The organism is Streptomyces sp. SID14478, assembly GCF_010548525.1.
GTDB lineage: Bacteria > Actinomycetota > Actinomycetes > Streptomycetales > Streptomycetaceae > Streptomyces.
The window spans coordinates 1-4,358 of sequence record NZ_JAAGMG010000348.1 but is presented as its reverse complement, the minus strand read 5'-3'; the positions used below and the strand labels follow the sequence as shown (position 1 = coordinate 4,358).

5 protein-coding genes are annotated in these 4,358 nt (G+C 72.3%); 2 read left to right on the top strand and 3 right to left on the bottom strand.

The genetic code is table 11. The annotated features are described in order from the left end of the window. On the bottom strand, positions 1–715 hold a 715-nt coding region (locus G3I40_RS11540), incomplete at its 3' end, for a hypothetical protein (protein WP_239091671.1). Positions 716–720: 5 nt separating this feature from the next. Next, complete coding sequence (locus G3I40_RS11535) at positions 721–1,245, bottom strand: papain-like cysteine protease family protein (RefSeq protein ID WP_239091672.1); 525 nt, start codon at positions 1,243–1,245, stop codon at positions 721–723. Positions 1,246–1,603: 358 nt separating this feature from the next. On the opposite strand from G3I40_RS11535, the gene G3I40_RS11530 reads away from it, so the two are divergent. Then, positions 1,604–2,548 (top strand): hypothetical protein, encoded by a 945-nt coding sequence (locus tag G3I40_RS11530; protein WP_164302072.1) that lies wholly within the window; start codon positions 1,604–1,606, stop codon positions 2,546–2,548. 19 nt (positions 2,549–2,567) lie between these two features. On the opposite strand, the gene G3I40_RS11525 is transcribed toward G3I40_RS11530, so the two are convergent. After that, entirely contained in the window at positions 2,568–2,999 is a 432-nt protein-coding gene (locus G3I40_RS11525; RefSeq protein ID WP_164302071.1) for a Rieske (2Fe-2S) protein, read from the bottom strand. A 282-nt stretch (positions 3,000–3,281) separates the two neighbouring features. Here G3I40_RS11525 and G3I40_RS11520 point away from each other — a divergent pair, with 282 nt between their 5' ends. Continuing rightward, positions 3,282–4,223: a carbohydrate kinase gene (locus tag G3I40_RS11520; protein WP_164302070.1), complete on the top strand. Its 942-nt coding sequence runs from the start codon at positions 3,282–3,284 to the stop codon at positions 4,221–4,223. Positions 4,224–4,358: the final 135 nt, after the last annotated feature.

The following is a 4,358-nucleotide window of genomic DNA, read 5'->3' as shown; positions in this document are numbered from 1 at the left end:
CGGAGGCCACCGCGGCGGGGCCCTGCGCCCCGGGGGATTCCTGCGTCCCGGCGGGTGCCCGGCCGTAGCCGCCGGCGGCGCCCTTCTTGGCGTACGCGGAGCCGGGCAGCTTGTCGCCGTATGCCCGGGCGACCCGTGTCCGGTAGGCGGCGAGCGGGACCCCGTCGTCGCCCACCGCCCGCACCGCATCCGCATCGAGTGGCAGCACGCGCGCGTGCCCGGCGACGTACCAGGCGTTGATCTGGGGTTCCCGGAAGACCGTGCCGCCCGGCATCTTCTGCTGCCCGAGCGTCGCGTAACGGATCTCGTCGTCTCCGGAAGCGATGTTGACCACCTTCCACGAGCCCTGCTGCTCGACGGTCCACAAAGACGCTTTCCGGCCGTCGGAGGAGACCGCTTTGGAAGCGAGGAATTCCAGCGTGGCTATGTCCGCACCTTTCTTGCCGGCGACGAAATCGCGCGACAAGTAGTAGACGGGTACGGCGCTCGCGCCTTCTATGCGGGGCGCGGCAGCCGACGTGGTGGCCGCTCCGTCGCGGGCGAAGAAGCGGGAGAGCGTGTGCAGCGTCTGCGGCGACGTCGCCGCGTCGTGGGCAGCCACGCGCGCGTGGACGGGTACGGGCGCCGGCGCCGCGGTGGCGCCCGGCGCTCCGACGGCGAGCAGGAGGGCCGCGCCGGTGCCGGCGAGTGCGGGAGCCGTGATCCGTCGTCGCATCGCGCTCACGCTCCGATCCGGTACAGCGAGTGGGTCCAGGAGAAGGAGGTGTTGCTGACGTACCAGTCGTGGGACGCCCAGTTGTAGCGGTTGTCGGAGGGCCAGGGATCTCCCCAGTAGACCCAGCTGTTCGCGTCGTCGTAGCCGTACAGGACGTGCATGTGGCCGCCGCCGCTGGACCACTGGATGCGGGTCTCGACGGGGCGGTTCGCGGCGATCTCCGTCTGTACGGTGGCGTAGCGCAGCCAACCGGTCACGTATGAGCCGGGGTTGATCCCGGACCAGGACAGGCCGTCCTGCACGTTGCCGAGCGTGGCCTGGTAGTTGGGGCACTCACTCCCCTGGGCCCGCCCGAAGGCGGCATTGCAGAACTGGTTCTGCGAGGAGGTCCGGCCGAACCAGGTCGCGATGGTGTTGCCGCTCGCGGCCCAGCACCAGTTCGTCTTCTGCTGTGCCTGCATGGTGATGTTCAGCCGCTTGGCGGCCGCCGCGCTCCCGGGGGCCGGGGCATCCGCGGTCGCGGGGGTCATCGAGGCCGTGAGCGCCGCGGCCGCCGTCGCCGCGAGGACGGTCGAACGCCATCGTCCGCGGCGCGTGGCGCCTGTTCGTGGGCGGATGTTCAGGGTGCGCATCGCGGTCCTCCCGAAGTGGGGTGAGGGGTGGAGGAGCGCGTCCGGACGCGTTGACGAGCATTGAGCCTTGTCGGGAACAGGTCAACACGCTTCAATGCCCGGTGACTTGGGACGGTGAATGGCGTCGTACGGATGTGAACAACTCCCGCGCGCCGACCAGCCGCCCCGCTCCGACCGGCGCGAACGTCCGGGAACGGGGCTGTGAACGTTCACAGCGCCTGTCCGCGGACGGGGCGCGCAGAAGCAGGAGACCCGGATGCGACTCGGCGAACGGCACAAGGAAACGGCACCGGCACTGGAGGCCGTCTTGCGCACCGGCCCGTTCCATCTCGCCCTGCGAGCCGCGATCGCCGCACGGCAGCTGCCGCTGCACCGCGTCCAGCACCATCTGTCGCGCCAGGGCATCAAGGTCGGGGTGACGAGCCTGAGTTACTGGCAGCAGGGCGCACGGCGGCCGCAGCGCCCCGAGTCGATGCGGGCCGTGCGCGCGCTGGAGGAGATCCTCGAACTCCCCGAGGAGGCGTTGATCCGCCTGCTGGCCCCGGTCGGGCCCGCGACCGCGCCTCAGCGGCCCGCGGCGCGCTCGTACCGTTCGCTGGTCGAGGCGTCCGGTGTCCTGGAACGTCTGCTGACGGAGCTCGAATTACCGCTGGACGGCGGTCTGCACACGGTCGGGCACCAGGAGCGGGTGCGGATCGGTCCCCGCAGGGAGCTGCTCGGCAGGGAGTCCCAGCACATCGTGCGCGCGCACCGCAACGGGGTGGACCGCTATGTGGCCATCCACCACGGCGATCCCGGGTGCTCGCCCGGCGCCGTGGTGGTGCACGCTCTCGAGAACTGCCGTACGGGGCGCGTCCGTTGGGACGAGGGCACCGGCGTCCTGGTGGCGGAACTGCTCTTCGACGCGCGGCTGCGGACCGGCGACACCCATCTTTTCGGGTACGGCTTCGAGGACGGCACGGCCGGGATCTCGACCGAGTACGTCCGGGGGTTCAGCTTCGCGGGCGGGCAGTACGCGCTCCAGGTCCGGTTCGCCGACGACGCGCTGCCCGTGCGCTGCCACCGCTTCGCCCAGCAGTCGACGGCGGCGCCGCGCGGTGGGCGGCAGGAGCTGACGCTGAGCGGACTTCATCGGTCGGTGCACGTGGTCGAGCCGCAGGTGCGGACGGGACTGCTGGGGATCGGCTGGGACTGGGAGTGAGCCGTCCGGCCGCCGGGCGCTACTTCTGCGGGCCCGCGACGATCTTTCCGCCCTCGACCTTCACGGAAAGCTCCTCCAGCGGTGCGGTCGCCGGGGCGTGCAGCACCTTGCCCGTCGTGGCGTCGAACTTGCTGCCGTGGCAGTTGCAGGTCAGCTCGGTGCCCTGCAACATGCCGATCGGGCAGCCCGCGTGGGTGCAGATGGTGCTGAACGCCTTGTAGGTGCCGTCCCCGGAGCGGCTGACGACGACGTGCTCGTCCTTGTAGAGCTTCGCCCCGCCCTCGGGCACCTCGTCGGCCTTGCCCAGGTCCACCGGCGCCGTGGGCGCCGCGGCCGCACCGCCGCCGGATCCGGTGGAACAGGCGGTCAGGCCGAGCCCCGCGGTCCCCGCGACGGCAGCACCACGAAGGGCGGTGCGGCGGGAGATACGGGACGGGGTCGTGCCGGACATCTGAGACTCCACAGGGGGCGCTGCTCCGCGGAACAGGGGCGAGGCGGGGGTGACAGATCCGACGATACCGGCGGGGAATCGGGCGCCTTCGGGGACCCCTGTCACGGGGCGGCGCGCCCACTCCCCCCGCGCCGCGTGCCCGTTTCCAGCAAGGGCGTGCCCGCATCGGGGACGAGTGCTGCCCGAGGCGCCGCAACGTTCTAGCCTGCCCTCACCGGGGCAGTGCGCCCGTGCCGCTCGCTCCCGTCCGCCCCTGACCGCTCCCGCCCGAGAGGAACCACTGTGATCGTCGTCGCCGGAGAGGCCCTGATCGACCTCGTCCCGCAGGGGGTCGTCACCGACGGGAGTTCGGCCGGCGCGCTCCCTGAGCTGCCTCCGCTCGCGCCGCGGCTGGGCGGCGGACCGTACAACACGGCGATCGCGCTCGGCCGGCTCGGCTCCCCCGTGGCCTTCTGTTCGCGCATCTCGCGCGACGCCTTCGGCGAAGCACTGCTGGGCGGACTACGCGCGGCCGGCGTGGAGGTGGCCCCGGTACAACGCGGCGACGAACCGACCACGCTGGCCGTCGCGTCCATCGATGCGGACGGCTCGGCCGGCTACTCGTTCTACGTGGAGGGGACCGCCGACCGGTTCTTCGCCGTGCCGGACGCCCTTCCGGTGGGCACGCGCGCGGTGTCGTTCGGTACCTGCTCGCTGGTCCTGGAGCCGGGGGCGACGGCGTACGAGCAGCTGATGCGGTCGGCCGCCGCCGAAGGCCTGTGCACCGCGCTCGACCCGAACATCCGGGCCGGTCTGATCCCCGACGCGGATGCCTACCGTGCCCGCTTCAAGAGCTGGCTGCCGACCACCACCCTCCTCAAGCTCTCCGAGGAGGACGCGCAGTGGCTCGGCGGAACGCCCCGGGAGTGGCTGTCCGCCGGGCCCAGCGCCGTGGTGATCACCCGTGGCGGCGAGGGGCTGACCGTCTTCACCCAGGACGGCGGTGAGCACTCCGTACCCGGTGAGCGCGTCGACGTCGTGGACACCATCGGCGCCGGTGACACCGTCAACGCGGCGCTGCTGCACGGCCTCTCCCACCAGGACGCCCTGTCCCCCACGGCAATCGCCTCCCTGGGCGGCGACGGCTGGGCCCGGCTGCTGCGATTCGCCGCGCGCGCGGCGGCGATCACGTGCTCGCGTGCCGGCGCCGAGCCTCCCTATGCGTCCGAGGTCGGCGCTCTGTAGGCCCTTCCTCGTGCCGGTCGGCCACGGCGGCAGGGTGTCGGTGCCGGGCGGGAAGCACACCCGGACGAGCGTCGCGCCCTATCAGTGCCTCGCCGCGCGAACCGCCCTCGCGCGGTGGTGGGCCCGGTGCCGCCT